Source organism: Oleiphilus sp. HI0125 (assembly GCF_001635355.1).
On the sequence record NZ_LWGF01000046.1, the window covers coordinates 1 to 1,139 of the forward strand.

The following is a 1,139-nucleotide window of genomic DNA, read 5'->3' on the forward strand; positions in this document are numbered from 1 at the left end:
GAATTATGCGCGTTAGTTTCTTCGTTAGGTGAACGGCCAATTAAGCAAAATTTTGCTGTAACCGGCTCGGTGAATCAATTTGGTGAGGTTCAGCCAGTTGGCGGTGTGAACGAGAAGATTGAAGGCTTCTTTGATGCATGTGAGATTCTTGGTTTGACGGGAGAGCAAGCTGTTATCTTGCCCTCTACTAACCAGATCAATTTGATGTTGAGTAAAAAAGTTCGCGATGCAATCAAAGCCAAGCGCTTCCATATCTACACAGTTGAACGGGTAGATGAAGCGCTTGAATTATTGTTAGGAGAGCATCCGGGGGTTAAAGATAAGGATGGAAATTATCCTGTTCGATCAATGTATGGATCTATTTTGCAAAAGTTCGATGCATTGCGTACTGCAGAAAATGAACAAGAAGGTGCGTAGCGCCTTAGTTGATTTTGCGAAATGTTAAATTGATTCGAGGCTCTTTTATATGTCGTTGTTTGGGTATCTGATGCTTCCAGTGAGTTTGAACGTCTGGTGACATCACCAACAAGGTGTTGTGTTTTAGCTCTATCGACTGTTTGGTTTCGATGCCATCATTTGGCTTGAGTTCGAACTTTCGTGTTATACCAAGCGATACCGATGCGATTGGAGTATCAGAGTCCAGCTCTGACTCATCGTCGCTATGCCAAGAAACGGAATCTTGCCCGTCTCGGTACTGATTGATCAATACTGAGTTGTAAGCGCAACTGGTCAGTATTTCGACTCGCTCTTTGATGGTTAACACTGCATCATGCCAAGGTGTCGGCTGGAATAATTTGCCGGAGTAGTTGTAGCTATTTTCCGCATCTCCCATCCAAACTTGCAGCCTTGGAATACGTTGATAGCGGCCATAAACTCGTATTTCTGGTTGTTGCCAATTCAGTTCATCCAATAGAATTTGAAAAAGTTGCCCGGCTGTATGGTCATCGAGAAACGGCGAAAAAAATGAAAGATTACCCCCTGACAACTGAATCAGTTCTGGTTCATTTTGCTTTGGAAGGCTTTCATTAAATAAACTTTCCTGATTCATTGTGCGATCGCCTCAATGCATGTTGGAGAATAACTGTTAGTTAGGCGTGAGTTTTTAAGTAGGTCAGTATTACATGAATATACTTGTTTTT

At 42.3% G+C, this 1,139-nt stretch carries 2 protein-coding genes; one reads left to right on the forward strand and one right to left on the reverse strand.

Annotated features, from left to right (window positions below):
• On the forward strand, positions 1-417 hold a 417-nt coding region (locus A3762_RS00865; protein ID WP_304439246.1), incomplete at its 5' end, for a S16 family serine protease.
• 4 nt (positions 418-421) lie between these two features.
• On the opposite strand, the gene A3762_RS00870 is transcribed toward A3762_RS00865, so the two are convergent.
• The gene (locus A3762_RS00870) at positions 422-1,048 is read right to left on the reverse strand and encodes an alpha-ketoglutarate-dependent dioxygenase AlkB (RefSeq protein ID WP_068478760.1); all 627 of its coding nucleotides are present in this window, start codon (positions 1,046-1,048) and stop codon (positions 422-424) included.
• Positions 1,049-1,139 lie beyond the last annotated feature (91 nt).